We start from the raw sequence: 25742 nt of genomic DNA, 5'->3' as shown, positions 1-25742 counted from the left end.
GCCGTCAACCCTGGAACGGAGAGGTCACCATGGCCCCATTGCTCGTCCTCATCAGCACGACCGGCGTCGTAATCGTCATCTCCGCTGCAACTTCGCGGTCACTGCACGGGCACTGGACCACCGCGCTACGCGGTGGACTGGCCGCGATGTTCGCCATGACCGGCACCACCCACTTCGTGGCCCTGCGGGAGGACCTGATCGCGATGGTGCCGCCGGCGCTGCCGGCACCCGGATTGCTGGTCACCGCGACCGGGATCCTGGAGTTGGCCGGGGCGGCCGGGCTGCTGTGGCGGCCTACAGCACGCTGGTCGGCGGCGGGCCTGACCGGCCTGCTGCTCGCGATGTTCCCCGCCAACGTCTACGCGGCCCTGTCCGGCACCGGGCTGAACGGCGAGGCGCCGACCCCGCTCGGTGTCCGGACGGTCATCCAGATCGTGTTCATCGCCGCCGCCGTTGCCGTCTGGGCCGGCCTGCGCCGCGACGAGCGCAGCGCACCACCGGAGCGAAGGGACCCTGCCAGGCCGGTTGTGACGCTGCCGCCGACCCACGGGTCCGCGCACCCGTCCTGCCCCGGGGTGGTGATGGTCTCCCGGTTGGAGCTGCGATCACTGCGGGACGTCCCGGGGTTCCTCCGCGCCGCACTGCGCCTGCGGCGCGCCTTCCGCACCTCGGCCGGCGCCATCACGCTGCGGCTGGCCGCCAGCCCGCTGGCCGGGACGTTCTGGACCTGGTCGTCGTGGGCCGACGAGCCGGCGTTGCAGGAGTACACCCGGTCGCGTCTACACGTCGGCGTCATGCGGTCCTACCGCACCCGCATGCGGAGCTCGACGTTCCACATCCTCGACCCTGCGCAGGTCACAGTCCCTACGACCTGGGCCGAGGTGCGCGCGCTGACCGGGTCGATCCGGCCGGACTCGGAGCTCCCGTCGGATCGATCACACGCCGCGACGGGTGCGGGGCGGACGCCCGAACAGGAGAAGTGAGCGTCAACTGGCTGGGGCGACGCAGCGCCTACGTCGCCCCGCCTCCCCGCGTTCCCGAGCACAGGACAAGGAGACCTCCGTGGCCAGCCTCCGCGTTTCCCACCACCGTGACCGGGCCCAGGTGCAGGAGGCCGTGGCATGAGCGCCGCCGCTGCGGTGCCGTACCACCCACCGCGCATGGCGACCGTCGGCGAGGTGGACCTCTGCTACGACGCGTTCGGGGACCCAGATGCCCCTCCGATGTTGCTGATCATGGGCCTGGGCTTCCAGCTCATCCACTGGCCAGAGGACTTCTGCCGGCAACTCGCGGCCGAGGGCTTCCGAGTGGTCCGGTTCGACAACCGCGACGCAGGCCGCTCCACACACCTGCCCGGACGCCGCTACACCCTCGAGGACATGGCCGACGACGCCGTCGGCCTCCTCGACGCCCTCGGTGTCGACTCAGCGCACATCGTGGGTGCCTCGCTCGGCGGGATGATCGCGCAGACGATGGCCATCAGGCATCCCCGTCGCGTGCGCTCGCTGGCCTCGCTGATGTCGACCCCCGGTCGCCGCGGCAAGGGCCGGACCTCCCTGCGCGTCTTCCGCCACGCCCTGGCCCGACCGCCCCGGACCGAGGAGGAGGCGATCGAACGCCGCGTTCGGGTCTTCTCCCTGATCGGGTCGACGGGCTTCGACCAGGACCTCGACGAGCTGCGGCGGGTCAGCGCGCTCGCGTTCGAGCGCGATCCCGACGCGCGCGACGGCCGTCGACGCCAGCACCGCGCCGTGCGCGCCGCCCCGGACCGGACCGAGGCGCTCCACCTGCTCACGGTCCCCACCGTCGTCATCCACGGCACCGCGGACCTGATGTGCCATCCCTCCGGCGGGCACGCGACGGCCGAGGCCATCCCCGGCGCCCGCCTCGTGCTCGTCCCCGGGATGGGCCACGACCTGCCTCGTGGGGCGTGGCCGCTGCTCATCCGCGCGATCATGGACAACACCGGCCGCGCCGGAGGACGGTGAGCACCCCCACGAGCGACCGGGGACGGTCGTCAGTCACGCCGTCCGCACCGGTGCGCGCTCCCACCGCCACACCGGACCGTCCTCCGCGTCGTCGATCTCAGCGACCCGAGCCCCCGCAGGACGGTCATCGATGGGCTCTCCTCCGCCAGGGTGTGCGCCCGGACCAACGAGACCCCCTTCCGCGTTGTGAGGTCGAGCCACAGCCCCGCCGCGGCGGTGGCGTGCCCGCGTCCACGGTGGTCGGGGGCCACGCTGTAACCGATCTCCACGACCCCGTCGACGGGCGGTCCGTGAACCCGCCGATCCCACGACGAGGTCCTCCACGGGGTCGATGACGAGGTAGCTGGACCACTCCGGCGGCATCCCGGACCGGAGCGCTACGACCGTTGCCGGGAGCGCCTCCGGGGAGGCGAGGTAGCCCGTGGCCACGTCCGGCGTCATGCCATCCCGCTCCGTTCAATGGTGTCTGGGATCCTTCCGTGCCCGTCGATCGGGGACCGGGCCCGCCGAAGGGAGAGGACGGCGAGTACGAGCACGAAGGGTGCCCAGCCGAAGCGCTCCCAGTTGCTCGGCGAGGCTGCGATCGTCACCGCACCGACCCCCAGGATCGCGGTCAGCGCCCAGAACGCACGCGCGCTGAAGGAGTACGGGACGGGCACCGTCGTGACCCCACCCCGCGACAGCACGGTCAAGGTGGCGAGCAGCCGGAGTGCGGCGCTGAACGTGCTCGCCACCCGGAGGCTCGTGGGCAGCTAGCCGGGCTGGGCCCCGCCCCACGCGGCGGCGCCCCATGGAGCGCCCGCGACCAGCGACACCTGAAACGCCACGACGATCGCCAGCCCGCAGGCAAGAAGGGCTGCCAGAAGTCTGGCACCGGAGGTCCGGCTGAGCGCACGCCCGCCGGCCGGTCAGGGCGATCGCGGTCCTGCCCGAGCTCCTGCTCTCCGGTCATGCGTGCTCCTCGGCGGAGGTGATGCAGGGCCGTGTGGCGCGAGCCGGTCACACAGTCCCGGCGAGTCGATGTCGGTGCGGCAGCCGCCAGAGCGGCCGGGAACGACATGGTCGGGGTGGCGGAGGCGCGAGATCCGGCGCCGACGCGGTGGCAGGCCGACCTCGCGCCGGCCCATGCCGGGGTGCACGTGCTGGTAGACGGTGAGCGTGATGGTGGCGCTTGCGTGCCCCAGGCGCTCGGAGACGAGCTTCACCGGCACGCCATCGGCAAGCAGCAGCGTGGCGTGGGTGTGGCGCAGGTCGTGCAGCCGGATCACCGGCAACTGCTCCTCCCCCAGTGCTTTGCGTGCTCGCACGACCTGGGCGGTGAAGCGGCGGGAGAACCGCTCCGGGTGGCGGTGGCTGCCGTCGAGCCCGCTCAGCACCAGCGCGGAATCCCGCACCAAGCCAGGTGACACCTGCTCACGGGCCGCCCGGTAGGCACGGAGCGCGGCGACGGTGCCGGCGTCGAGGTCGACGACCCGGGACTGGCCGCTTTCGGTCGGGCCTTCCATCAGTCGCTGGCCGGCGCCCTTGTCCTTGACCGTCCCGACGCTGCAACGCACCTGCAGCCGGCCAGCGTCCAGGTCGACGTCGCGCCACCGCAGCGCGAGGACCTCACCCCGGCGCATCCCGGTGGCCGCCAGCAGCCGCCAGCACATGGCCAGGTCTGGGTCATCGGCGTCCGCCCAGCGCATGAACCGGGCGAGCTCAGCTGCGGTCCAGGCCTGCATCTCTGGCGGCCGAGCCTCCGACGGGCTCGGCGGGGTCGCCCGGTCGGTCGGGTTCCCCGCCAGCCGCCCCTGCCTGACCGCATCGCTCAGCGCCGCTCGCAGGAGGATGAAGCCGTATCGGACGGCCCGCGCCGACAGACCACCCGTTCCGTCGGCCCTTCCGGACACCTCGAGCTGGCGCATCCAGGCGTCGACCATCAGGCCGGTCAGCCGGGCGACCGTCTGCGCCCCGAGGTAGGGGTCGATGTGCAGCCGGATGTTCCTCCGGTAGGAGGACACCGTGGACGGGCGCAATCGCTGGGTCCCCATCCACCCGGTGAGATGGGCGTCCAGGCGCTGCTTGCTCGGGCGTGGGGGGCGGCCGGAACTACTACGTGAACGCGACCGTCGCCTACCGCCAGGCCTGCCTCAACGCCATCAACTACCTGATGCCCACCCTGGACTGGACCTTCGAGCAGGCCTATCTGTTCCTCGGCGCCGCCCCCCATCGAGGGACGCATCGGCGGCGTCGTGGACATCCCCAACAGCGCTGTGTCCCTCAGCATCCCCCTGTCCATCTTCGACCGGAACATCCTCCCCGGTGGCGCCGGCGGAGGCCGCGACCTCACCGCCGACTGACCCGCACCGGTGCTCCGGGCCTCACCGGCCCGGAGCACCGGCCAACTCCCTCCGACAGGAGCACCCGTGCCGGTAAACGAGTCCGCTGCCCCCGCTGTGGTCCCTTCGACCTCCAGCGCTCCCTGCAGGAGGAGCGGCACGCCACGCCTTGCCCCACCTGCGCGCAGGTCGCCCACGGAGCTACACCGTCGGCGGACGGGTCGGCCTGACCGGCCCGCTGCGGCACGCCGGTCGGGCAGACCGTGACCGGGTGGACTGCGCTCGCAGCGGTGAGCCGCGCGTCACCGGTGTCCGGACGGGGAGGCGGCTTCCGCGGTTCGGCGGGCACGGCCACTGACTCCGCAGTGCTCACGGTCTCCGGACCGGGCCGGGCTCCACCGGTCATCTATGACGAGCTGTGCCTCGGCACCGTGCGGACGGAGTCCCGCCAGCTGTGCCGGCAGGTCATCGAACAGCTCCTGGACGCGGGAGCGCAGGATGTGATCCTCGACTGCACCGGGGTCGAGCTGCTCGTCGGGGCTGACCACGGTCCCGTCCCGGTCTTCCCGACCACGGGAGCGCACGGGGAGGCGGCGGTCACCGCCGCGCTGAACGGCGTGCCGATCGGATGACCCGTCGCTCGAGCAGATCGGTACCACCGCGCGCACGAGGCGCTGGGGCACGAGGTGCTCGTCACGACCTCTGAAAGCCGCGGGTGCAGCCGTGGTCGCGGGACGTGACGGTCGGGTAGCCGGACCGGCCGTGGGTAGATGGCCGGCATGCCCCCATCGGAGCCGTCCTCGCCCGCACCTCCTGCCGAGGGGGAGATGGTGACCGCCGAGCACGAGGGTTCTGTCGTGGCAGTCGCCATGCTCGACGGCACCCTGCACGCCTTCGACGACACCTGCCCGCACGCCGGCTGTTCCCTGGCAGAGGGCGAGCTGGACGGGCAGACCGTCGTCTGCCCGTGCCACATGGCCACCTTCGACGTGACGACCGGCGCCGTCGTGGACGGCCCGGCGCCATCCGGGGTGGCCACCTGGTCGGTCACGGTCGCCGACGGAGCACTCGTCCTCGGTGAGCCGCAGGACCCCGAGCCGGCCGAGGACGACCGAGCGGCCCACGAGGACGCGGGGCCGTCGCCCGCCGCGCGTCCGGACACCGACGTCACCGTCCTCGTGGAGCTCGAACACGCGGCGATGCGCCGCCAGTTCGAGGCCATCGACTCGCTGACGGATGCACCGGAGCTGACGGCAGCGTGGGCCACCCTGCGCGACCTCCTCGAGATCCACGCGAGCGCAGAGGAGGCCATCCTCTATCCGAAGCTGGCGCGAGCCGCCGACGAGGGAGCCGAGGAAGCCGAGCACGCGGTCCACGACCACAACGAGATCCGCGACAGCGTCCGGACAGTGCAGGAGCACGCCGTCGGCAGCGAGGGCTGGCGGCACGCACTACGGAGGGCCCGCGAGGTCAACGAGGAGCACCTGCAGGAGGAGGAGCGTGACCCCCTGCCCCTCTTCCGCGAGAACACCGACCGGGCGCGCCGGGAGGAGCTCGGCCAGGAGTGGCTGGCCTTCCACGAGCAGCACCACGACGCGCGGGGACTGGCCGGAGAGGACGTCGATCCCCGCAGCGTGGTCGAGGGCCGCAGCTGAGCGTCCTCACGCCCATCCCGCTGCGCCGCTCCTCACGGGAGCACGGCTCGGGCACTGGTCACGGAGGACCGGTCCGCGCACCCTCAGCAGGGTCGAACCGCGCCCCGCTCCCGTCGGGCCGTTGACGACGCGACTGGGTGCTCTGGGTCCGCCCGCCCGGGGCACCAGAGCTGTCGGGGCGAGCCCGCATCGTCCTGGCACGAGTCCTGACGCCGCGTCGCCCCCTGAAGGCTGCCTCCGAGACACCTCGACGCCAACCTGCTGGACAGCCCGCTCGAACGGTTCGGCGGCGCAGACGATCCGATCCCGACCTGCGCCAGCGACCCCACCGCCGCGGCAGCCGCACCCGCCGGCACCAGCGGACCACCGGCGCCCCCGGACACCGCTGCGCACGCGGGGCGGACGCGCCGCACCGGCCGGCCACAAGCCCGCCTCCATCGCCGGTCCCGTGGCACTCGGCCCGACGCGCTCCAGCGCAGCGTCGTGCCTGAACAGAGGATCTGTCGTGCCTGATCAGAGGATGTAGAGCATCTCCTGATAGGTCGGCAGGGGCCACAGGTCGTCAGCGACCAGGCCCTCGAGCACGTCGACCGCTGCCCGCACCGCCGCCATCGCCGGCAGCAGCGCGTCCTGCACGTGCTGCGCCTCGTCCATCACCGTCGAGCCGGGGTGCTCGTCCAGTGCCGAGCGCAGACCGGCCAGCGCCACCCGCAGTTCGGTGAGCGGACGGGTGGCCTCGTCCAGCGCTGACGTGTCGGCCTCCACGCCGGCGGCCCTGAGCGCGCCGATGTTCTGCGCGACCTCGGTCTGGTGACGCACCGCCGCGGGGAGGACGGACGTCGTCCCGATCTCCAGGGTCAGGCGCGCCTCCACGCCCACGGTCAGCGCGTAGTGCTCGAGCCCGACCTCGTACCGGCTGTGCATCTCCCGCTCGCTGAAGACCCCGTAGGTGCTGAAGAGCTGCATCGCCGACTCCGAGACCAGTTCGGGGAGCGCATCCAACGTCGTCCGCAGGTTCGGCAGCCCACGCGCCGCCGCCTCGACCTGCCAGTCATCGGAGTAGCCGTCGCCGTTGAAGACGACGGCGCCGTGCTCGGTGATGATCTCCTCGAGGAGCTTCTGCACCGCGACGTTGAACTCGGTACCGGCGGCGACGGCGGCCTCGAGCTCCGTGGCGATGTGGTCCAGCGCCTCGGCCATGATCGTGTTGATCGTGACCATCGGGCCGGCGACCGTCTGCTGCGAGCCGGGTGCCCGGAACTCGAACCGGTTGCCGGTGAACGCGAACGGGCTCGTCCGGTTCCGGTCGCCGGGGTCGGTCGGCAGGACCGGCAGAGTGTCGACGCCGATGATCAGCGTCCCCTTCTCCTTGGACGACGTGGCCCCGCCCTTGGCCACCTGGTCGAAGACGTCGGCCAGCTGGTCCCCGAGGAAGATCGAGATGATCGCCGGGGGTGCCTCGTTGGCGCCGAGGCGGTGGTCGTTGCTCGCCGAGGCGACCGAGGCCCGGAGCAGACCGCTGTACCTGTGAACTCCGCGGATCACCGCGGCACAGAACACCAGGAACTGCGCGTTCTCGTGGGGGGTGTCCCCCGGTAGCAGCAGGTTGCCTTCCGTGGCGTTGCCGAGGGAGAAGTTGACGTGCTTGCCCGAGCCGTTGATGCCCTCGAACGGCTTCTCGTGGAAGAGGCACTCCATGCCGTGCTTCCGCGCCAGTCGCTTGAACGTCGTCATCAGCAACTGCTGGTGGTCGGCGGCCACGTTCCCGCGCTCGAACATCGGGGCGATCTCGAACTGCCCGGGCGCGACCTCGTTGTGCCGGGTCTTGGCCGGGATACCGAGCTTGAACAGCTCTCGCTCGGTGTCCATCATGAAGCCCAGCACGCGCTCGGGGATGGCACCGAAGTAGTGGTCGTCGAATTCCTGGCCCTTGGGCGGCTTCGCGCCGAACAGTGTGCGGCCGGCGTTGAGCAGGTCCGGCCGGGCGAGGAAGAAGTGCCGGTCGACCAGGAAGTACTCCTGTTCGGGGCCGCAGTAGGACACCACCGCGTCCGGCGCGGCGTGCCCGAACAGGCGCAACACCCGCTCGGCCTGCCTGGCCATCGACTGCTGAGAGCGCAGCAGCGGGGTCTTGTGGTCGAGAGCCTCGCCGTTCATCGAGACGAAGACCGTCGGGATGCACAGTGTGTTCCCGTTGGGGCTCTCCAGGACGTAGGCCGGGCTGGTGACGTCCCAGCCGGTGTACCCGCGGGCCTCGAAGGTGTTGCGCAGCCCGCCGCTCGGGAAGCTGGAGGCGTCCGGCTCACCCTGGGCCAGGGTCTTGCCGGCGAACTCGGCCAACGCCGATCCGTCACCGGCTGGTTCCAGGAAGCTGTCGTGCTTCTCCGCGGTCAGCCCGGTCAGCGGGTAGAAGACGTGCGCATAGTGCGTCGCACCCTTCTCCATCGCCCAGTCCTTCATCGCCGCGGCGACTGAGTCGGCGGCCAGCGGGTCGAGTCGCGCGGCATGGTCGATGGTGGCGAGGACGGACTTGTAGACCGACTTGGGCAACCGCTTCTGCATCTCGGCCTTGCTGAAGACATTGGCGCCGAAGACCTCACCCGGGGTCTCTCCGGCCGTGAAGCTCACGGCTGGGGGCGCATAGGCCTCGACGCCTGTGATGGCCTGCGTACGAACGGCGTTCCCGCTCATGGCGGCTCCCCTGGGATGGCGGTGCGTTCGGGAACCCCGGCGAAACCCGATGCCACCAACCTAGGAACGCCCCGCACCGGGGGCGTTTCGCGCCCGTGAACACCGGACTCGCGATGCGTGCCGCCACTGCCTCGCACTCGAGACGGCGTCCGACGCTCCAGTCGCTCGCTCGACCTCGCCGAGACCACCGGAATGCTTCCGGTCGTCCTCGTCGTCGTGCCTGCCTCGTCCGCCACGCACTCGGCTGAGCAGGCGCTCCAACCCCCTGGTGCTGTCCCCGGTCTCCACCGGGATCGCGAGGGGGCTACACGGGGACGAGGTCCGCGACGTGGAGACAGGCGAGTGGGCCGGGCGGGGAGTCCGGAGGGGCGCGCCCCCGAGATCAGCCGACCGGCGCGGCGCTCGCGTCGCCCGTGCGGGAAGGCCGACACACCAGCACGGGGCAGGGCGCGGAGTGCTGCACGCGCGAGGCGGTGGTGCCCAGCAGGATGGTCGCCGTGAGCCCGCGGCTGCCGGACGCCAGCGAGATGAGGCCGGCGCCGACCTCCTCGGCCGCCCGGATGATCTCCGAGGCGGGCGAACCGCTGCGCACCTGCTTGTGGATGGTCGGACCCCAGCCGTCGAACACGCCGGCGACCAGGTCGACCGCGGCCGCGGCCTCCGCCTGGAAGCTGAAGTCGGTCGGCTCGACGTTGCGGCGTTCGGTGAGCTCGTTGGCGAACGGCACCGCGGCGTAGGGGCTGACCACGGCCACCACGGTGACGTCGGTGATCTCGCGGGAGTCGGCGATCCACTGGAACTGCTTGGCGCCCGCCAGGGAGGCCTGGGACCCGTCGGTGGCGACGATCACGTGCATGGCTCAGAGTCCCCTGTCGGTCGGCGGAGCGTCGGCGGCTGCAGGGTCCCCGCCCTCGGCGCCCGCCGGCCGCACCCGCTTCTTGCCGAAGTGCTGGACCAGGAAGAGGACCAGTCAGATCGCCAGCAGCCCGGCCACCCACAGCAGCGCGCCCGGGTCGTCGACGACGGTGTAGACCAGCACCACCAGGTTGCCGACGATGCCGAGGATCAGCAGCGGGGTGCTCGCCCGGTAGGTGTCCGGGGTCTCGTCGCTGCCCCGCAGCTTGAGGCAGGAGACGATCACCAACGCGTAGATGAACAGCAGGAACACCACGGTGATCGTGGCCAGTCGGTCGACGACGTCGATGTCGGAGCCGCTCAGTCGGATCAGCGCGCCGATCAGCAGGAGCGCGCCCACGACCGCGGCACCGAACAGCAGCGCCACGTACGGGCTGCGGCGGGTCGGGTGGACCTTGGCGAACACCGAGGGGACGATGTCCTCGCGCGCCATCCCGTACAGGATCCGGGACTGGGCGACGACGGTCACCAGCGTGGTGTTGCTGATCGCGATCATGGCGATCAGACCGAAGACGATCAGCATGACGCTCACCGGGATCGGCAGGATCCCGGCCCGGATCACCTCCAGCAGCGTGTTGCCGGACAGGACGTCGATCGGCACGGCCAGGGCTGCGGCGACGGAGACCAGCACGTAGACCACACCGGCAGTCAGCATGCCGCCGATCAGCGCCCGCGGGAAAGCCCGGGACGGGTCGATCGTCTCCTCGGCCACGTTGGCCGCGTTCTCGAACCCGGTCATGGCGAAGAAGGCGAGCGAGACGCCGGAGACCACGGCGATGGCCTTGCTGCCTTCGCCACTGAACTGCAGCAGCACGCCCGGGTCGGAGATGCCGGTGAACAGCGCGACGACCCCGATGATCATGATGATCACCAGGCCGCTGATCTCGATGAACGTCATGATGACGTTCACCACGACCGACTCACTGATCCCGATCAGGTTGATGACCGTGATGACGGTGATGAAGGCCAGCGCGATCAGCAGCGTCGGGACGACCGCGTCCTCGGACATCCCGACGACCCCGGCGAAGTACCGGACGAAACCCGACGCCAGCGATCCGACGGCGGCCATGTTGGCCGACAGCATGCAGATCGTGATGAAGAAGGTCAGGACGGGGGCCGCTGATGGATGGGGCCCCCGTCGCGGTGCCCGAGTCCCTCCTCGGACACGAGATGACGGCCCGTCACCAGCCGTCGAGTCGTGTGCGTGTGTAGCGGGTCGCCCCTCGGACACCGAGCCGAACCCCCGTCGCTCCGAGCGGTGGGGGTTCGTCATCGAGAGTGCCCGCGGGCTCGAACGACCGGGACAGCGCGGACTCCTGTGACCTGCCCACCGGACGTCATCCGCGGCTCCCTGAGCGTGCGGCATCCCGCGCCCGAGACCAGACGTGGCGCCGGAGAAGGGCCTCCAGTGGACCGGTCACGCCGAGGGCCTGCGCCGACGGAGAGACCACCGCGACGTCTGCCCGGCCCCCGACACCGTACGGGATCTGCCTGGCCGGAATCGTCAACACGGCGTCCTGGCGCCGCGCATGCGGCTGACCCAGCCTCGGTCCGTGCCCACGACTGCAGCACCACTCATGAAGACGGAACCAGTCGAGGACGGTGATGCGCGGGAGGAAGGCGGTCGGGCCTGCCGACGTCGCTTGGCCCGGTTGGCGGCCGGCTCGGCCGCCGTCGGCCCGCTCGCCGCCGCCGCGCTCCGTCAGCACGCGCTCCCGGACAAGCTGTGCACCGGCGGGCGCAGCCCCCTGGGTCCGCCGACGGACGACCTGCCGGTGAGCAATGGGCGAAGGTCCTGTCCTGCGACCTCCGGTGAGCGCATGGGCGGCCGACCGTCATGACTGGTCTGCCGCACGCCGCGGACGCTCGGCGGCCGGGCACCGACGTCCTTCGCGGCCGGGCCCTGCGTACGCCGGTGGCCTGGGGAGTGCTGTGGGGCAGCCTCCAGGCTGCGTCGCCGCTGGCCTTCTCGTGGCTGGACCCGGCAACCGTCTACGCACTCGGGCTCTCGCTCATCGCCGCGGTCTACATCGGGTTCGGAGTCGCCGACGGGCGGACCCAGGTCCTGGCCGTCGAGACCTGCGTCGCCTCGGCTTTCGTCGTCATCGCAGCGGTGGGGGTGAACGGATCGGGATGGGTGCTCGTCGCGGGACTGGCCGGGCACGGTCTCAAGGATCTCTGGCAGCACCGGACGGGGTTCGTGGCGAACACCCGGTGGTGGCCCCCGTTCTGCGCCACCGTCGACTTCGTCGCTGCCGTCCTCCTCACTGTCGCCATCCTCGCGGACCTGCGGGTGGGGTGGTGACGACCGCACGCGCCCGAGTCCCGAGGCCGCTACGCCTCCGGCGAGGTCGACCTCGGAGGCAGCGGATCGCGGGCATGCCACCCGCAGGGACGACGCGGGTCCGTGCCCGGCGAGGGTCGAAGCCCGAGCAGTCGTCGGTGAGGGGGACGGCTACTGCCCGGCGAGGTGGCCGAAGTGCCGGCGGTGGTCTCCCGGGGTGGTGTTCAACCGACGGCGGAACGTGCGGTTCATCGTCTCCGGCACCCGGAACCCGCAGATGCGGGCGATGTGGTCGACGGCGTGGCCGGTCGTCTCCAGAAGCCGACAGGCTGCCTCGAGCCGCAACCCCTCGACGTGCTCGCTCGGCGTCGCGCCGACCTCGGCCTTGAACACCCGGCTGAACTGTCGCTCGGACAGGTGCACCCGGCGGGCCAGGGCGGGCACGGACAGGTCTGCGGTGAGGTGGTCAGGCAGCCACGCCAGCAGCTCCCGCACCGGTTCGCTCTCGGCTGCCTGCGCGGCGAGCAGCGTGGAGAACTGCGCCTGCCCACCGGACCGCCGCAGGTAGACCACCAGGTGGCGGGCGACCACCGCCGCTGCCCGCGCGCCGTGGTCGTCGGCGACGAGGGCCAACGCGAGGTCGATGCCCGCCGTCACGCCGGCGGAGGTCCAGATGTCGCCGTCGCGCACGTAGATCGCATCATCGTCGACCGACAGCTGCGGGTGCGCGGTCGCCAGCAGCTGGCACTCGGCCCAGTGGGTGGTCGCCCGACGCCCGTCCAGCAACCCGGCGGCTGCCAGGACGAAGGCCCCGGAGCAGACCGAGGTGACCCGTCGGGCGCTGCCCGCCAGCTGCCGGACGTGGGCCAGCAGGTCCTCGTCCGTGCGCGCCGCGTCCATGTCCCGGCCGCCGGCGACCACGAGCGTGTCGACCGGCTCCACGACGTCGGAGAGCGCCGTGGTGCTGAACGACAACCCCGAACTGGCCAGCACCGGACCGCCCGACGTGCTCACCACCTGCGTGCGGTACTCCGCCGCCGGCAGCAGGTGGGTGGCGCTGGAGAAGACCTCGAGCGGGCCGGTCACGTCCAGGATCTGCGCCGACGGGAATGTGACGACCGCGACGTCGAGGGCAGCCACCCCCGCACTGTACGGCTCGGCATGTCCGAGATCGTCAAATCGGCGTCCTGGCGCCGTCGAAGCTCCGGGTCCCATCGTGGTCTCGTGTCCACGACAGCCGCCTCCCCCACGACGACGGGACCCTCCGGCCGCCGGCACTCGCCGGGAGGCAGCCGCCGCGCGTCGGCACGCCGCCTGGCCTGGGTGGTGGACGGGTCGGTCGTGATCGGCCCGCTCGCTGCCGCGGCGCTGTCCGTCGGCGTCTTCGCCGGCGCGCCCGAGCACGTCCTCTCCGGCACAGGACTCCTCGGCCTCGCGCTGGGCTGGGCTGCACTCGCCCTCGGGTCGTCGACGCTCAGCGACCGGCCGCAGCGCTGGGCGGCGGTGCCGGCGGCCGCGCTGGGCGCCGTCGGTGCGGCGCTGCTCGTCCTCGCCCCCGGCGACGGGTCCCTGACCGCCGCCGGTTGGTTCTGGCCGCCCCTCCTCCTCGCGCTCGCGGCCTGGACCACCGTCCGTGCCGTTCGGTCGATGCGCGTCCGGGTCCCCTTCTGGCTGCTCTCCCCCGGACTGGTCCTGCTGGTGCTCGCCTCGCTCGGCGGCGGTGCGGCGACCCTGCGGACGGCGGTGGCCGGGAGCCCGCCGCCCATGCCCGGGCAGCTGTACGACGTCGGCGACCGCCGGCTGCACCTGACCTGCACCGGCACCGGCGGCCCGACCGTCGTGCTGCTGGGTGGGATGGGCGAGACCTCTGCCGCCTGGGGTCTCGTGCAGCCCGCCGTCGCCGGGACGACGCGGGTGTGCGCCTACGACCGAGCCGGCCAGGCGTGGAGCGACAGCGCGCCGGGACCGAAGGACGGCGTCCAGGTGGCGGCCGACCTGCACGCGCTGCTGAGCCGGGCGGGCGAGCGCGGTCCGTACGTGCTCGCCGGGCACTCCGTGGGCGGCGCGTACGCGATGGTCTACGCAGCGGACTACCCCGACGACGTCGCCGGCCTGGTCCTGCTGGACTCCGCGAGCCCCCAGCAGTTCACCGCCCTGCCCGACTACCCCGGCACGTACTCGCTCCTGCGGAGGTCCACGGCGCTGCTCCCCACCCTGGAGCGCCTCGGCGCCGGCCCGCTGCTGAGCTCCGGCGTCCCGGCCGACCTCCCGCCCGCGGCCCGGGCTCAGATGCAGGCGTTCGACTGGAGCACCCGGCAGTTGCGCGCCGAGCGGGACGAGGTGGCGGCCTACCCCGCGGTCTTCGAGCAGGCACAGGTTCTGACCGGGATGGGCAGCACGCCGCTCGTCGTCGTCACCGCCACCGCCGGCGACACCCAACCCGGCTGGCCGGCCGCCCAGGACGCCCTGGCGGAGCTCTCCCCCGCCAGCGCCCACCGGCTCGTACCAGCCACCCACTCGCCCCTGCTCCTCGACGCCTCCGACTCCGCCTTCAGCGTCGCCGCCATCGAGGACGTGGTGCAGGCGGTGAGCACGCGGACAGCGGTGCCGGGGAGCTGAGCGGACCCCGGCCGGCGCACGGGGTCAGCCGCGTGCCCGGGCGGCCGCCGTGAATCGCTCCCGGCGCCTGCCTCGTCCTCGGCCCGCGCACCCGATGCACAGGACAGGCCTGGGCGCGCAGCCTCGACCTCTCCACGGCTCCGAGGCGTGACCGGCCTGGTCTCGTCCGCCGCTGCCGCCGCCCAGGGCCGAGCCGCAGCTGCTGCGCCAGCAGGGTGGACCACCTGCCCTGACCGGACCTGGCCGGTCCCCGGAGTGGGACGGCTCGACGGGCCGATGGGATGGGGCAACACTCTGATCATGACCACTGACCTGGACGTGGCGAGCTTCATCGCGGCGGTGCCCAAGTGTGAGCTGCACCTGCACATCGAGGGCACGCTGGAGGGCGAGCTGGTCTTCGAGCTCGCCCGGCGCAACGGCATCGACCTGCCCTACGCCGACGCCGCCGAGATGAAGCGGGAGAGCCCCTTCCACGACCTGGCCAGCTTCTTGGTCGGCTACTACCGCAACATGCAGGTGCTCATCACCGAACAGGACTTCTACGACCTGGCGACCGCCTACTTCACCCGGGCCACCGCGCAGAACGTCCGCTACGCCGAGATCTTCTTCGATCCCCAGGCGCACACGTCGCGCGGCGTGGAGTTCGGTACCGTCCTGCGTGGGTTGCGCCGGGCCGTCGTCGACGCGCGCCGCACCCTCGACCTGCGCGTCTCGCTGATCATGTGCTTCCTGCGCGACTTCTCCGCGGAGTACGCGATGGCCACCCTCATGGAGTCGTTGCCGTACAAGGACTGGATCGTGGGCGTGGGGCTCGACTCCGACGAGCGGGGCAATCCGCCGGTCAAGTTCGAGAAGGTCTTCGCCCGGGCCCGCGTGGAGGGCTACCTGTTGACCATGCACTGCGACCTCGACCAGCCGGGCACGCATGACCACATCCGCCAGGCGCTGGACGTCATCGGCGTCGATCGGATCGATCATGGCGTGAACGTGCTGGAGGACCCAGCGCTGCTCGCGGAGGTCGTCGAGCGCGAGATCGGGCTCACGGTCTGTCCGATCTCCAACAGCTTCGTCCGTGGCTCCGCCTGGGACGGCGCCACCAAACGACTGCTCGACGCGGGCGTGCTGGTGAGCGTGAACTCCGATGACCCCGCGTACTTCGACGGCTACGTTGCCGACTGCTTTCTGCGGGTGCACCAGGAGACGCCGTTGAGCATCGCCGAGGTCCGTACCCTGGCGCGCAACTCGTTCGAGATGGCCTGGCTGCCGACGACGCTGCAGGCCCGCTTCCTCGACGAGGTCGACGCCGTTCTCCCGGGCTGAGCCCCCCCGACGACGAGGCCCGCGGAGAGGGCCAGTGGACGAGTCTCGCCGGGGTCCCCAGCTGCAGGGCACCTGCAGCTGCAGGGCACCTGCAGCTGCAGGGCATCTTCAGGCGCGGGGCATCTTCAGGCGCGGGGCATCTTCAGGCGCGGGGCATCTTCCCGGCGTTCGGCCGGTCTCCGGTCGGCCACGTCGGCCGACGCCTGGAGCCGGGGCGCAGATGGTGACGCTGGGCACATTGAGGCACGTGGGGAACGATCCCAAGGGAGCAGCGGCCCGCCTCCCTGGCTCCTGAGTTCTCGTCGACACACTCCTGGCATGCGCTTGGCTGTCTGCTCCTCCAAGGGCGGTGTGGGCAAGACGACGACCGCAGCAAACCTCGCCGCCGCTCTTGCCCGCCGCGGCAGGGTGCTCGCTGTGGACGTCGATCCACAAGACAGCCTCGGGCGGGCGTTCGGGGTCGTCGCCGAACGGCCGGACGACAGCTTGGCTGCGCTCCTGGACGACCCGGCCACCGAGACCCGAGCAGTCATCCGGCACGACGTCGCCCCTGGGCTCGACCTCCTGCCGGCCCACCCGGCGCTGGAGACCGCTGCCGCCCGGCTGGCCAGCACAGGTGGCCTCGTCACCAGCGTCCGGCGTGTCCTCCGACCACTCCTCGGTGACTACGACCACATCGTCCTCGACACCCGAGGCGACCTGGGCGGCCTCACCCTCGCTGCGGTGTGCGCCGCGGACGCCGTGCTCACGGTCTACACGAGTGACCCCGGCTCCGCCCTCGGGGTCGCGCGGGTCGCGGCCTTCCTCGAGCAGCACCGCGCCTACGAGAACACCTCTGCAGTCCTCATCGGAGTGGCCTGCGCCGTCTGGGATGAGCGCGGACGTGCTGCTCGGGATGTCGCAGGCGCCCTCGTCGGCACCGATCTCCCGCTGCTGACGACCCGTGTCCCGCTGTCCCGCAGAGTGCCGACCAGCACGCTCGCCAAGCGACCCGTCGTGCTCTCCCATCCGACCAGCCCCGTTGCGTCCGCCTACACGGCGCTCGCGGACGAGGTACTCGCCGCCGAAAGGGTGCCTGCATGACCACCTCGGGATCGACCACCACGCCGCGCGCACGCCCGCGCACACTGCAGGACGACCTGCTGGCCGACCTTCGCCAGGCCGCCCCGATGCCGATCGCGCGACCGGAGGCGCACGACTCGGCGTCCGTGCGGGCGGAGCGATCGGATCACACCGAGCCGGAGACGGTCACCGTCGACGTGCGCATCACACCGCTGCGCTGGTCGGCGCCGAGCCTTCGACAGCGAGACACGGAACTGGGTTTGGTCGTCACGGCCGGCCCCGTACGGATCTCCGTCCCGCGCGGCCGGGGGCGTGAGCTGTGATGCCGCGGCCCAGCCCTCGTTGCGGTCGCGCAGCGCGGCCGTGTCCCTGTGAGCCGATCGGAAGACGCGCGCGTCACCGCTACGCGCCGTAGCGGCCGAACGACGCGATGGAGCAGGTGCGCTGGATCCAGCGCCCCCACGTCGATCGCACCGCGATCACACGCCGTCAGGGAGGAGTCAGGACGATCCGGCCCTCTTGGCAGGGCGCGTGATCCGGCTCGGGCAGGCGTCATGTGCTGGCATCGCGACCGCGGACGTCCGGCCCGACCGTCGACCGTCGACCGTCTGCATTCACCCGCGCGCGTCGGCACTGGCCTCGCCGACGACATGGCTGGACCGGGATGGTGCAACTCCTCCCCACGCCCGCCGGCAGGTCACGACGGAGCCACGCGGACAACCCGCGCGGCAGGGTCGAGATGACCATCCCGTCTGGCCCGGCGACGGGCGAGGATCACCCCCGCGCCTCGAGCGCTCCGGCAGGTCGAGGGTGAGTACCTCACGATCTGGCACGGGTCCGAGGCCTCACCGGCGCGGTCCAGCGGCGTGATCGCGAGTCGTGCGTCCGCCAACAGGGGGCGGACCGCCGGACCGTGAGGCCGGCCGCGTAGCCGGCGGCGACCACGGCGAAGCACGCGCCACCCCATCGCAGTCCGGCCCGAGCCCTACGCGGATCGAATCCCAGTTCCTTCCAGGTGAAACCGACAGACCGAGCCCCCACGAGGACCAGGCCCGTCGCCGCCAGGTTCACCGCGACACAGGACTGCGGATGGCCCGGCATCCGGGTGATGACGACGTTGTTGCAGGCGCCGAGGAGCACGGCCACGGAGGCGGCGAACAGGAGCGCGCTCCGGCGGCCTGCCGCGCGAGCATGCACGCGTGAGGTCTTCCCCTTTCGCGCGCCGGCTCCCCTTCGCGGCCATGGCGCTGTCCTGCGTCGCCGCTGTGACGGCGTGGGGCGAACTGTCGGTGGGTGCGCTCCTCGCGATCGGCACCGCCGGTACCGCCTTCGTCGTGGCGGCGTTGGTCCGGCAGTCGGGCGAGACCGCCCCACCGGTGGGGCGACGAGGGCTGTCGTGGCTCGCCCTCGCAACCGCCGCCGTGTCCTGGGAACTCGTGACGCTCGCCGACGGCGAGCTACCGACGGCAAGCGATCTCGCGGATCCCTTTCTCGCCGAACCGCTGCTGCGTGGCGCCGCCACCGTGTGCTGGCTGGCTGTCGGCGTCTGGCTGCTCGATCGCCCGCGGCGCCGGCCACAGCGATGACGAACGGCGTCCTCACCAGCTCTGCCGGCTTCCTGGGTCTGCTCGTCGTCGGTCTGGCGGTCGAGGTCTGCGCCCGCCTGGGACTCGGTCCGGCCACCGCGAGTCAAGCTCTGGGCGCCGCGATGCGGACGACGCCCGGCCGCGCAGTCGTCCTGCTCGCATGGCTCTGGATCGGGGTGCACTTCCTGGCCCGTTGATGCGGCCGCACGGGCCCTCGAGGACTGCGGGTCGGCGGACCCGGGTCAGCACCCGGCCGCACGGCCGGAGGCGACGCGCCGGAGCCGGCCGGGCAGCTCGAACACCTCTGCCTCGGCAGGTACCCGACCGCCCCGGGACCAGGTGCCTGGCGCATCCCGGCCACGGACTTGGTGGTGCCGAGCAGCACCACGCACGCGAGGCCAAGCCTCCAGCAGCCGGCGCGCCGCCTCGATGCCGTCTCCGCCCGGCATGGTCACGTCCATCCGGTCGACATCAGACAGGATTGGCACGAAGCGTCGACGAGCTCCCCGAAGGCGACAGCAACCGGCTCCGAGACCGCAACTCAGGCCGCACCGCCTCGGCCGCCGCCGAAGACGCATGATCACGAGGGGTCGATTCGCAGTCGTTGCCAGAGTCAGCTCTCGGCCGTCGTCGACACCCTCCATCGGGAAGCTTCCATGTGATCGAGCCACCACACCGACCGTCGACAACGCCTCTCTGCAGTACAGCCAGGCCGTGCGCGAAGGGCGAGGGGGCGACGACCCGGATGCCGATCCCGGTGGCCAGCCCGGACACCGACTGATCGCTCATCGGAACACCCGGAACGGTGTGCGTATGTAGCGTGTCCCCCCTCGGACACAGCATCGCTCCGGTGTTCCTCCAGGTCAGGAGCCCGGGGCGCTTCCATGTCCGGCGCCGATGGCCCTCGTGACACCCATGTGGTACTCGTCGCCTGATCTCAGCCCTCCAGCAGGGCAGCGAAGCGGTCGGCGGCCTCACGGCCCATGCCGGGGTGAACGTGCTGGTAGACGGTGAGCGTGAGGGTGGCGCTCGCGTGCCCGAGGCGCTCCGAGACGACCTTCACCGGCACGCCGTCGGCCAGCAGCAGCGTGGCGTGGGTGTGCCGGAGGTCGTGCAGCCGGATCACCGGCAACTGGTCCTCCCCCAGCACGGTCGGCCCCTGCTGACGACCTTGGCAGCCGGAGCGATCCCTGCGCCGTTGACGCAGACGTGGACGGCGCCGAAGGCGGTCACCGTGGTGTCGACGGCCGCCTCGACGGCCGAGGCGTCGGTGACGTCGACAGAGATCGACAAGGCCCGATCCCCCAGTTCCGCCTGTGCCTTCTCGAGGGACTCGGTCTTGGCGTCGGGGAGGGCGACACGGCCACCGGCGGCGATGAGACGGCGCGCGGTGGCCGGGCCCAGTCCTCCGCCGGCACCGGTCACCACCGCGACGCGGTTGGTGATCTGCATCCACTCGGTACTTCCTGGTTCTGCTCTGAGCCACAGCCGACGCCACGGAGCCGAGCCGGCGCTCCCCAGCACATGCCGGGACACCGTGACGCGCGTCTTGGTGTGGAGTTGGCACACCGACCCCGGACGTCAGGGGGCGGAGGCCACGGTGCCGCGGCGGACGTCGATGACCGGGATGCCCGCAGCCGCGGCGGCCCGCAGTCCCTCGTCGGAGTCCTCGTAGGCCAGGCAGCTGCGAGCGGTTCGGCCCAGGACCTCCAGCGCTCGGAGGTAGAGGTCGGGGGCGGGCTTTCCTCGGCTGACGTCGTCGATGGTGATGACGTGGTCGAACAGATGTCGTGCGCCGACAGCGGCCAGCGCGGCATCGACGCCACTACGGGGGCCGCCGGAGACCACGGCCAGCGGGACGCGGCCGTGATGGGTCCGCGCGACCTCGAGAACCGGTTGGTTCGGGCGGACGGTGGCGGCAGAGTCGACGTACAACGCGATCCCCCGGGCCAGGACGACGTCGAGGTCCAGCGGCGCGCCAGCGTCCCGTTCGGCAGCGTGGACGAGGTCGCGAGGACTGAGCCCGGCGCGGGCGCGGTACCAGTCCGACGTGATCGGTACGCCGTACTCCGCGAGGGCCCGGATCCAGGCCTGCTCCCACGCGGCGACGGAGTCCACGAGGGTGCCGTCGCAGTCGAAGAGCAGGGCTTGCGCAGTGTCCGGCGTGGTGGCGGCGTCCGGGGACAGTGTGGTGCTGATGGTGGGAACCTCCGGGGAACGCGACCGGCCGCCGCACACAGGTGCGGCGGCCGGCACAGCAGAACGGCGACTCCCTCACGAGACCGTGATGCAGCCGGATCGGGCTGGTGAAGCAGGGCCCCGGATCAGCTCTCGTCGGTTGCGCTGAGCACGTAGACATGCGCCTCGAGCTCTCCGGCGGCCGTGTGGACCGTCGTGAGGACCCGCTCGTAGCCTGGCCCCTCGAAGTCGTCGAGGCGGGACCATTGTCCGGGAAGGTCTTCCGACTCCAGGACGTCGACGTCGATCACCCAGCCGTCCGGATCGACGATCAGCGCTGGGTAGCCGAGGGAGGCGCCCCAGCCGGCCTCGACGAGCCGCCCGTGCACTCTCCCGGGGAACCAGAGCCCGTCGAGCCCGGCGACCTGGTGGTGGTTGGGGCGACCGGGTGCGAGGCTGCCGTAGATCGCGAGCCGGTGGCATGCGTTCGTCCCGGTCGTCACCGGGCCAGCCCCTGGCACGGCGCCACGGCGGTCTGTCGCGCCATCCTCATCACACCCTGACCCACGGCGGCTCAGTCGAGGCCGAGGCCACGGCGTCCGGTGTCGTTGAGCCGGTCGGCGGGGAACCGGTTGTCCCACGTGCGCTCGTAGTGCTCGGCGGGGAAGTCGGTCGGGCTGGAGCCGGTGAGGAACGCGTCGCGGACGGAGGCGGCGTAGGTCTCGTTGCGGGGGCACCAGGGGGCGGCGGGGATGTACATGACGTTGCCCCAGCCCTGCTGGTCCTTGACCGGGTCGACGCCGTGGATCATGTCGGCGTGCCACCAGACGGAGTCACCGGCCTGCACGTCGGGGATGGGGGTGACCGCGCGGAGCAGCAGTGAGTGCCACTTCTGGGTGGCCGGGAAGACCCGGTTGGTGGTGACCCCGCACATGTTGTCCTCCGGCACGTCGGCCAGCAGCGGGCGCAGCATGAGGTAGGCCATCGCCTCGGGGATCGGGACGGTGTGCAGCACGCCCTGGTCGTTGGCCATGTCCGACAGCGCGGTCCAGCCCTGGAAGGTGCGGAACGCCGAGCACATGGTGGAGCCGGGGTACTGCGGGCCGGCGGTGCGGTGGGCGGCGTCCCACGGGTCGTAGGACTCGACGGTGCCGTCGAACAGGTGCCGGAAGGCCTTCTGGTAGGCCTCGGTCATCCACAGGTCCAGGGTGCCGGGGTCCAGGTGGGTTCCCAGGCCGCCGGAGTCCGCGCCCGGCGGGCGGCGCCGGATGCGGTCGGGGTACAGCGAGTCGCGGTTGGGGTCGAACCACTGCACGCCGTCGGACTCGGACGTCCACTGGGCGTTGAGGAAGGCCTGCACGTCGGCCATCCGGTCGCTCTGGCGGGCCTCCATCTGGGCCGGGGACCAGTAGATCGGGTAGATCTCGGGCTTGGACCCGACGCTGCCGAAGAAGTCGTCGCCAGGGCCGCGGTAGTTCTCGAAGAACTGGTTGCTCTCGACGTAGTCCACGATGCCGGCGTCCCAGGCGAGAGCCTGCTCGCGGGGGAAGTGGCCGCGCACGATCAGGCAGCCGCGGCGGCGGAGCTCGGCCAGCTGCTCGGCCGAGACGGTGCCGGCGGCGATGTCGGCGTAGTCGATGACCGGCCAGATCTCCTCACCGCGCGTCTTGGCGGTCTCGATCTGGGCGACCGCGGTGGCGATGCGGGCCTCGACGACGGCGAAGACCTCTTCCACGGTGCGGCCGGAGGCGGCGATCCGTGCTCGGATGGCGGGCTTGATCTCCCGGATGGCGGCCTTGAGGTCGTCGGGCGTGGACTCCCAGTGCGGCAGCGGCGGCAGCTGGGCTGTCCGCGGGGTCTCGGGGACGGTGAGGGTCACGGCGTTGACTCCATTCAGGAAGGACTCCTTACTGATGGCAACGGTAAGGCATCGCCGCAGTTTGGGCAACACTCCTGACTAGAGTTGTCCCCATGCCCCCGGCCAAGCCGTCGCTGGAGCTGCTCCGGTCGCTGACCGACGAGCACGTGCTCCAGGCGCTCATCTGCGAACAGCGGCTGACGCGGGCAGAGATCGCCGCCCGGACCGGCATCTCCAAGCCCACCGTCGGCGAGAGCGTGCGTCGGCTGACCGAGGCCGGGCTGCTGCGTGACACCGGCGAGCGCACCACGGGTCGCGGCCGGATCGGCAGCTACTACGCGCTCGCCCCGGACCTCGGGGTCGCGCTCGTCGTCGGCATCGCACCCGAGGGCGTCGTCGCGGAGGCGATGGACGTGCGTGGTCAGCTGGTCGCCCGGGAGCACGAGGAGGTCGGGCGGCCGGCGCGTCCCGAGCAGGTGGCTCAGGCCCTGCGGGCGGTCGCCGAGCGGGTCCTGGCCGACACTGGGCGGGCCCGGCTGGCCGTCGTCAGCGCCGCGGACCCGGTCGACCGCGCGTCCGGCCGGCTGGTGCACCTGCCCGACGCGCCCTTCCTGGTCGGCGAGCTCTCCCCGGTCGAGGTCCTCGCCTCGCTGCTCGCCGGTCCGGTGACCGTGGACAACGACGTCAACTGGGCGGCCCGCGCCGAGCGGGCAGCCTCGGGTCCGGAGAGCCTCGACGACTTCGTGTACCTGTACCTGGGCGAGGGACTCGGCTGCGCCGTCGTCGCCGACGGCGAGGTCCGGCGCGGGTCGGGCGGGCTCGCCGGGGAGATCGCCCACGTGCTCACCCGCGGACCGGGGGGCCACGCCGTCGCCTTCACCGACGTCTTCGCCGACCTGCGCCTGCGGCAGCATCACTCCACGGCGCTGGACGTGGACCGCCTGCTGTCCGCCGTCGACACCGACGGCGACAGGGCCGACGAGACTCTGGCCGCCCTGGCCGAGGCCGTCTGCGGCGTCATCTCGGCCCTCGTTGCGGTGACCGATCCCCAGTTGGTCGTCGTCGGCGGCGCCTGGGGCACCCACCCGGCCGTGCTGCAGGCTGTCTCCGACCGTGCTGCTGAACTCCCCCGGAGCGTCCCCCTCCGGCCTGCCCAGATCACGACTCAACCCGCCCTCAGCGGAGCCCGCGCAGAGGCGCTCCGCGATCTCCGGGCGGCGATCTCGACCCGCCGACAACAGCCGACCTGAGAGGACGTCGGCGCGCGCTCCGGCCATCGGCACACGGGGCGCTGACGGACTCCTCGACGGCTGAGTGCCGCGGGCGCCACCGCTTCTGACGATCTCGTCTGGTCCGACCGGCGCGCTACGTTCCGACGACGACCACGAAGCCGCGTACACCGCGCTCCTTCGCCCCGAATACTTCAGGTGGGACGGCTCCCACATCCCGGCGCCCACGTCCCCCCTCGCACACGAGGTGACGGCTCATCTCCAGCCGTCGCGTCGTGTGCGCATGCAGCGAGTCGGCCTTCGGACACAGCATCGCCCCGGTGTTCCTGCAGGTCCGAAGCCCGGGGCGCACCCATGTCGGGGCCGGATCGGCCTCGTGGCAGTCGTTCGACACTTCGCGGACCATCTCAGCCCCGAAGCCGGATGGCGAAGCGGTCGGCCGACGCCGCCCCATGCCGGGATGCACGTGCTGGTAGACCGTGAGCGTGATGGTGGCGTTCGCGTTCCCGAGCCGCTCGGAGACGACCTTGACCGGCACGCCGTCGGCCAGCAGCAGCGCGGCGTGGGTGTGGCGGAGGTCGTGCAGCCGGATCGTCGGCAGCTGGTTCTCCCCCAGCACCGTGCGCGCCCCGGTCACCTGGGCGGTGAGACGGCGAGAGGACCGTTGTGCGTGCCGGTGGGTGCCGTCGCAGTTGCCCAGCACCGACGCCGTGTCGCGCAGCAGATCCAGGGTGGACCGTCCGCGAGCTGGCCGGTGACCCGTCGGTCCGGGATCGCGCCGCGCCGTCCGTGATCCCGTCACTACGCTGAGGCCTGCTCCGGCAGCCGGAACGTGAGGGGGACGGTACGTGGACCCCGATGCGGACGAGGACACCGTCTCCGACCTGGTCGCCGGGGCCCTCGACGGGGACTCCGCCTCCTGGGACCGCCTCGTCGAGCGGTTCACGCCCCTCGTCCTGTCGATCGTGCGCCGGAACCGGCTGCAGGACGCGGAGGCGCAGGACGTCGTCCAGACGGTGTGGCTGCGCCTGGTGGAGCACCTCGGCGCCATCCGGGAGCCCCGGGCCCTGCCTGGCTGGATCGCGACCACCACCCGCAACGAGTGCCACCACGTCACCGGGGGGCACCGCCCGGTCCCCTCCGCCGACCTCGACGCCCGGGGACGGCCGGACGACGCCGCGCCCGCTCCCGACCGGGCCCTCCTGGAGGGCGAGCGGCACGAGGCCCTGCTCGCCGCGCTCGCCGAGCTGCCCGAGCGGCAGCGCGAGCTGCTGCTGCTCCTGATCGAGGACCCTCCCCTGCCCTATGAGGAGATCGGCCGGCGTCTCGGGATGCCGATCGGCAGCATCGGGCCGACGCGGGCCCGGGCGATCGCGCGGATCCGGTCGCACCGGGCGGTGCAGGCGCTGCTGGAGGTGTGAGGCTCGAGGTGTGCGGCGCCCGCCTCAGAAGCGCACCCACTCGGTGACCAGGACGCCCGACGAGGTCGTACAGCGCAGCCGGGCCGGACCGGTGACCGACCGCTCGAACCGGAACCGGCCGAACTCGTCGACGTCCGTGCGGTCCACCTCGCCGTCGGGGCGCAGCAGCGACACCTGCCCGGGACCGGCCGGGACCAGCTGACCGACCAGGCAGTCCTCGTCCCGCGCCACCTCGACGGACGACCCCCGGCCCTCGAAGACCAGGTCGCGGGGGCCGGTGGAGCTCCCGCGCACGCCCGCCGGCTCGTCGACGAGCGAATCGGAGATCAGGGCGGCGAGCTCGGCGTCGACGGTCCGCCACGAGAAGGCGGCGCGGGCGGCGTCGGCCATCGCCGCGGTGGGGGTACCGGCCGCGCGTACCGCCGCGCGCAGCTCGTCGATCAGGTCGTCGTCCTCACCCGGTCCCGCTGCCGTCATCTCCCCCACCTCCCCGCCCACCGCAGTGGTCCTGCACGGGCATGGTGCCCCGCGGCGCGGCAGGCTGCCAGCAGCGGCCGCGGCGGTGCCGCTCCTCATCAGATGCCGTGCACGGGCTCCTGATACGCGCGCGGCCGG

The 25742-nt window shown here is 72.1% G+C and carries 27 protein-coding genes and 3 pseudogenes; 15 read left to right on the top strand and 15 right to left on the bottom strand.

What is annotated here, in order from left to right:
• Positions 1-29 precede the first annotated feature (29 nt).
• Both BM414_RS29515 and BM414_RS17665 read left to right on the top strand, forming a co-directional pair.
• A complete protein-coding gene (locus BM414_RS29515) occupies positions 30-983 on the top strand; it encodes a DoxX family protein (RefSeq protein ID WP_175551657.1) in 954 nt (317 codons plus the stop codon).
• A 138-nt stretch (positions 984-1121) separates the two neighbouring features.
• On the top strand, positions 1122-1988 hold the full coding sequence (locus tag BM414_RS17665) for an alpha/beta fold hydrolase (RefSeq protein WP_093581403.1): 867 nt from the start codon (positions 1122-1124) through the stop codon (positions 1986-1988).
• A 29-nt stretch (positions 1989-2017) separates the two neighbouring features.
• Here BM414_RS17665 and BM414_RS31835 read toward each other — a convergent pair.
• From BM414_RS31835 to BM414_RS32000, 4 genes and pseudogenes are all read right to left on the bottom strand, one after another.
• Positions 2018-2263: pseudogene (locus BM414_RS31835) on the bottom strand (GNAT family N-acetyltransferase); the annotation flags it as partial.
• Between the two features lie 162 nt (positions 2264-2425).
• Complete coding sequence (locus BM414_RS17655; protein WP_093581401.1) at positions 2426-2722, bottom strand: hypothetical protein; 297 nt, start codon at positions 2720-2722, stop codon at positions 2426-2428.
• A gap of 174 nt (positions 2723-2896) precedes the next feature.
• On the bottom strand, positions 2897-3910 hold the full coding sequence (locus BM414_RS17650) for a tyrosine-type recombinase/integrase (RefSeq protein WP_245784805.1): 1014 nt from the start codon (positions 3908-3910) through the stop codon (positions 2897-2899).
• An 18-nt stretch (positions 3911-3928) separates the two neighbouring features.
• Positions 3929-4021 (bottom strand): annotated as a pseudogene (locus tag BM414_RS32000) (tyrosine-type recombinase/integrase); the annotation flags it as partial.
• A 41-nt stretch (positions 4022-4062) separates the two neighbouring features.
• Here BM414_RS32000 and BM414_RS31620 point away from each other — a divergent pair.
• The 4 genes and pseudogenes from BM414_RS31620 to BM414_RS17635 form a co-directional block, all read left to right on the top strand.
• Positions 4063-4143: pseudogene (locus BM414_RS31620) on the top strand (hypothetical protein); the annotation flags it as partial.
• Between the two features lie 79 nt (positions 4144-4222).
• Entirely contained in the window at positions 4223-4330 is a 108-nt protein-coding gene (locus tag BM414_RS30915) for a hypothetical protein (protein ID WP_245784804.1), read from the top strand.
• Between the two features lie 344 nt (positions 4331-4674).
• Entirely contained in the window at positions 4675-4941 is a 267-nt protein-coding gene (locus BM414_RS17640; protein WP_093581397.1) for a hypothetical protein, read from the top strand.
• A gap of 138 nt (positions 4942-5079) precedes the next feature.
• Entirely contained in the window at positions 5080-5964 is an 885-nt protein-coding gene (locus BM414_RS17635; protein WP_093581395.1) for a Rieske 2Fe-2S domain-containing protein, read from the top strand.
• Positions 5965-6477: 513 nt separating this feature from the next.
• Here BM414_RS17635 and BM414_RS17630 read toward each other — a convergent pair.
• The 3 genes from BM414_RS17630 to BM414_RS17620 all read right to left on the bottom strand — a co-directional run bounded on the left by BM414_RS17630 (position 6478) and on the right by BM414_RS17620 (position 10843).
• Positions 6478-8592: a glutamine synthetase III family protein gene (locus tag BM414_RS17630; protein WP_245784803.1), complete on the bottom strand. Its 2115-nt coding sequence runs from the start codon at positions 8590-8592 to the stop codon at positions 6478-6480.
• Between the two features lie 445 nt (positions 8593-9037).
• Complete coding sequence (locus BM414_RS17625; protein ID WP_093581391.1) at positions 9038-9511, bottom strand: universal stress protein; 474 nt, start codon at positions 9509-9511, stop codon at positions 9038-9040.
• A 114-nt stretch (positions 9512-9625) separates the two neighbouring features.
• Complete coding sequence (locus BM414_RS17620; RefSeq protein ID WP_281246750.1) at positions 9626-10843, bottom strand: APC family permease; 1218 nt, start codon at positions 10841-10843, stop codon at positions 9626-9628.
• A gap of 642 nt (positions 10844-11485) precedes the next feature.
• On the opposite strand from BM414_RS17620, the gene BM414_RS17615 reads away from it, so the two are divergent.
• Positions 11486-11875, top strand: a complete 390-nt coding sequence (locus BM414_RS17615; RefSeq protein ID WP_139245934.1) for a hypothetical protein — start codon at positions 11486-11488, stop codon at positions 11873-11875.
• Positions 11876-12025: 150 nt separating this feature from the next.
• On the opposite strand, the gene BM414_RS17610 is transcribed toward BM414_RS17615, so the two are convergent.
• Positions 12026-12994: a GlxA family transcriptional regulator gene (locus BM414_RS17610; RefSeq protein ID WP_217644785.1), complete on the bottom strand. Its 969-nt coding sequence runs from the start codon at positions 12992-12994 to the stop codon at positions 12026-12028.
• 84 nt (positions 12995-13078) lie between these two features.
• On the opposite strand from BM414_RS17610, the gene BM414_RS31420 reads away from it, so the two are divergent.
• The 6 genes from BM414_RS31420 (at position 13079) to BM414_RS17580 (ending at position 18638) form a co-directional block, all read left to right on the top strand.
• Entirely contained in the window at positions 13079-14473 is a 1395-nt protein-coding gene (locus BM414_RS31420; protein WP_139245933.1) for an alpha/beta hydrolase, read from the top strand.
• A gap of 300 nt (positions 14474-14773) precedes the next feature.
• Positions 14774-15793 carry an adenosine deaminase gene (add, locus tag BM414_RS17600; protein WP_093581527.1) on the top strand — a complete coding sequence of 340 codons (1020 nt, stop codon included), beginning with the start codon at positions 14774-14776 and terminating at the stop codon, positions 15791-15793.
• A 318-nt stretch (positions 15794-16111) separates the two neighbouring features.
• Positions 16112-16876 carry a ParA family protein gene (locus BM414_RS17595; RefSeq protein WP_093581383.1) on the top strand — a complete coding sequence of 255 codons (765 nt, stop codon included), beginning with the start codon at positions 16112-16114 and terminating at the stop codon, positions 16874-16876.
• Positions 16873-17178, top strand: a complete 306-nt coding sequence (locus BM414_RS17590) for a hypothetical protein (protein WP_093581381.1) — start codon at positions 16873-16875, stop codon at positions 17176-17178. The genes BM414_RS17595 and BM414_RS17590 overlap by 4 nt, the downstream gene beginning before the upstream one ends.
• 918 nt (positions 17179-18096) lie before the next feature.
• A complete protein-coding gene (locus tag BM414_RS17585) occupies positions 18097-18441 on the top strand; it encodes a hypothetical protein (RefSeq protein ID WP_245784802.1) in 345 nt (114 codons plus the stop codon).
• Positions 18438-18638, top strand: a complete 201-nt coding sequence (locus tag BM414_RS17580) for a DUF6186 family protein (RefSeq protein WP_093581379.1) — start codon at positions 18438-18440, stop codon at positions 18636-18638. The genes BM414_RS17585 and BM414_RS17580 overlap by 4 nt, the downstream gene beginning before the upstream one ends.
• Positions 18639-19378: 740 nt before the next feature.
• On the opposite strand, the gene BM414_RS17575 is transcribed toward BM414_RS17580, so the two are convergent.
• From BM414_RS17575 to BM414_RS17555, 5 genes are all read right to left on the bottom strand, one after another.
• Entirely contained in the window at positions 19379-19567 is a 189-nt protein-coding gene (locus BM414_RS17575) for a tyrosine-type recombinase/integrase (RefSeq protein WP_245784801.1), read from the bottom strand.
• Complete coding sequence (locus BM414_RS17570; RefSeq protein ID WP_093581377.1) at positions 19564-19893, bottom strand: SDR family oxidoreductase; 330 nt, start codon at positions 19891-19893, stop codon at positions 19564-19566. The genes BM414_RS17575 and BM414_RS17570 overlap by 4 nt, the downstream gene beginning before the upstream one ends.
• Before the next feature lie 129 nt (positions 19894-20022).
• The gene (locus tag BM414_RS17565; RefSeq protein ID WP_281246755.1) at positions 20023-20679 is read right to left on the bottom strand and encodes an HAD family hydrolase; all 657 of its coding nucleotides are present in this window, start codon (positions 20677-20679) and stop codon (positions 20023-20025) included.
• A gap of 86 nt (positions 20680-20765) precedes the next feature.
• Entirely contained in the window at positions 20766-21122 is a 357-nt protein-coding gene (locus BM414_RS17560; RefSeq protein ID WP_093581522.1) for a gamma-glutamylcyclotransferase family protein, read from the bottom strand.
• A gap of 71 nt (positions 21123-21193) precedes the next feature.
• Positions 21194-22498, bottom strand: coding sequence for a DUF1479 domain-containing protein (locus tag BM414_RS17555; protein ID WP_093581373.1), 1305 nt, complete (start codon positions 22496-22498; stop codon positions 21194-21196).
• Positions 22499-22590: 92 nt separating this feature from the next.
• Here BM414_RS17555 and BM414_RS17550 point away from each other — a divergent pair, with 92 nt between their 5' ends.
• A complete protein-coding gene (locus tag BM414_RS17550; protein ID WP_093581371.1) occupies positions 22591-23727 on the top strand; it encodes an ROK family transcriptional regulator in 1137 nt (378 codons plus the stop codon).
• 115 nt (positions 23728-23842) lie between these two features.
• On the opposite strand, the gene BM414_RS17545 is transcribed toward BM414_RS17550, so the two are convergent.
• Entirely contained in the window at positions 23843-24409 is a 567-nt protein-coding gene (locus BM414_RS17545) for a tyrosine-type recombinase/integrase (protein WP_245784800.1), read from the bottom strand.
• A gap of 145 nt (positions 24410-24554) precedes the next feature.
• Here BM414_RS17545 and BM414_RS17540 point away from each other — a divergent pair, with 145 nt between their 5' ends.
• Positions 24555-25127, top strand: a complete 573-nt coding sequence (locus BM414_RS17540) for an RNA polymerase sigma factor (RefSeq protein ID WP_093581370.1) — start codon at positions 24555-24557, stop codon at positions 25125-25127.
• A gap of 24 nt (positions 25128-25151) precedes the next feature.
• On the opposite strand, the gene BM414_RS17535 is transcribed toward BM414_RS17540, so the two are convergent.
• On the bottom strand, positions 25152-25604 hold the full coding sequence (locus tag BM414_RS17535) for a hypothetical protein (RefSeq protein ID WP_139245932.1): 453 nt from the start codon (positions 25602-25604) through the stop codon (positions 25152-25154).
• Between the last annotated feature and the right edge of the window lie 138 nt (positions 25605-25742).

Source organism: Geodermatophilus amargosae (genome assembly GCF_900116515.1).
GTDB lineage: Bacteria > Actinomycetota > Actinomycetes > Mycobacteriales > Geodermatophilaceae > Geodermatophilus > Geodermatophilus amargosae.
This window is presented reverse-complemented; position numbering and strand designations above follow the sequence as displayed.

Excerpts from the sequence above, each read along its gene's own strand:
- BM414_RS17570 (WP_093581377.1), bottom strand. The coding sequence starts at position 19,893 with ATGCAGATCACCAACCGCGTCGCGGTGGTGACCGGTGCCGGCGGAGGA.
- BM414_RS17580 (WP_093581379.1), top strand. The coding sequence starts at position 18,438 with ATGACGAACGGCGTCCTCACCAGCTCTGCCGGCTTCCTGGGTCTGCTC.
- BM414_RS17585 (WP_245784802.1), top strand. The coding sequence starts at position 18,097 with ATGGCGCTGTCCTGCGTCGCCGCTGTGACGGCGTGGGGCGAACTGTCG.
- BM414_RS17625 (WP_093581391.1), bottom strand. The coding sequence starts at position 9,511 with ATGCACGTGATCGTCGCCACCGACGGGTCCCAGGCCTCCCTGGCGGGC.
- BM414_RS17535 (WP_139245932.1), bottom strand. The coding sequence starts at position 25,604 with ATGACGGCAGCGGGACCGGGTGAGGACGACGACCTGATCGACGAGCTG.
- add (WP_093581527.1), top strand. The coding sequence starts at position 14,774 with ATGACCACTGACCTGGACGTGGCGAGCTTCATCGCGGCGGTGCCCAAG.
- BM414_RS17595 (WP_093581383.1), top strand. The coding sequence starts at position 16,112 with ATGCGCTTGGCTGTCTGCTCCTCCAAGGGCGGTGTGGGCAAGACGACG.
- BM414_RS17665 (WP_093581403.1), top strand. The coding sequence starts at position 1,122 with ATGAGCGCCGCCGCTGCGGTGCCGTACCACCCACCGCGCATGGCGACC.
- BM414_RS17650 (WP_245784805.1), bottom strand. The coding sequence starts at position 3,910 with ATGGTCGACGCCTGGATGCGCCAGCTCGAGGTGTCCGGAAGGGCCGAC.
- BM414_RS17635 (WP_093581395.1), top strand. The coding sequence starts at position 5,080 with ATGGCCGGCATGCCCCCATCGGAGCCGTCCTCGCCCGCACCTCCTGCC.
- BM414_RS17620 (WP_281246750.1), bottom strand. The coding sequence starts at position 10,843 with ATGACGAACCCCCACCGCTCGGAGCGACGGGGGTTCGGCTCGGTGTCC.
- BM414_RS17590 (WP_093581381.1), top strand. The coding sequence starts at position 16,873 with ATGACCACCTCGGGATCGACCACCACGCCGCGCGCACGCCCGCGCACA.
- BM414_RS29515 (WP_175551657.1), top strand. The coding sequence starts at position 30 with ATGGCCCCATTGCTCGTCCTCATCAGCACGACCGGCGTCGTAATCGTC.
- BM414_RS17550 (WP_093581371.1), top strand. The coding sequence starts at position 22,591 with ATGCCCCCGGCCAAGCCGTCGCTGGAGCTGCTCCGGTCGCTGACCGAC.